The following is a 601-nucleotide window of genomic DNA, read 5'->3' as shown; positions in this document are numbered from 1 at the left end:
AAATCCAACCCTGATGTGCCCGCGTTGGTGCCGCCAACTTCCGGCGCGTTGTACCAGTTCTCGGTACGCGTATCAGCAGACACGTCTGCACCAGGTGGATAGATGGTGTACTGAACATCATCGCCAAAAGAAGAAACGGGAGTGGCACCGATTTTGATGCCTGAGCGCAGGATTTCAATATCACCAACACCTACGCACAGAAACATGTGTGTGAAGTATTTCTTTTTATTAACAAAGCGGCTAACCGGCTGAACAACGTAATCAGGCCAAACTTTGTAACGTCCGAGGATTTCACGGATCGGATCGCCAAGTTTTGCTGAATTAGCCTTGGCCGGATTAAGCTCAAGAGAATCACCGTTGCCTGTGGTTGTATAGCCACTGGTATTGATGTTTTGCATCATGAATAGCGCATAAGCAACGGAAGCAGCGGCGACGGCGATAGCGATCCACCCTACGACACCGATCTCAATGCCAAACGGTACTGGATACATGCGTACATCACTTTCAGGCAAGATCGTGCATTCACCCCAATCGCCGGGCGGGATTGGCACGCCATCAACCTCAACGGTAACCGGGTGAGTCATCTCAAATTGCCACCCTT

At 50.6% G+C, this 601-nt stretch carries 1 pseudogene; it reads right to left on the bottom strand.

The window, feature by feature from the left end:
* Positions 1-584, bottom strand: a pseudogene (locus tag J5224_RS34010) (phage tail protein); the annotation flags it as partial.
* Positions 585-601 lie beyond the last annotated feature (17 nt).

The sequence above is a fragment of the Candidatus Symbiopectobacterium sp. NZEC135 genome, assembly GCF_025962695.1.
This window is presented reverse-complemented; position numbering and strand designations above follow the sequence as displayed.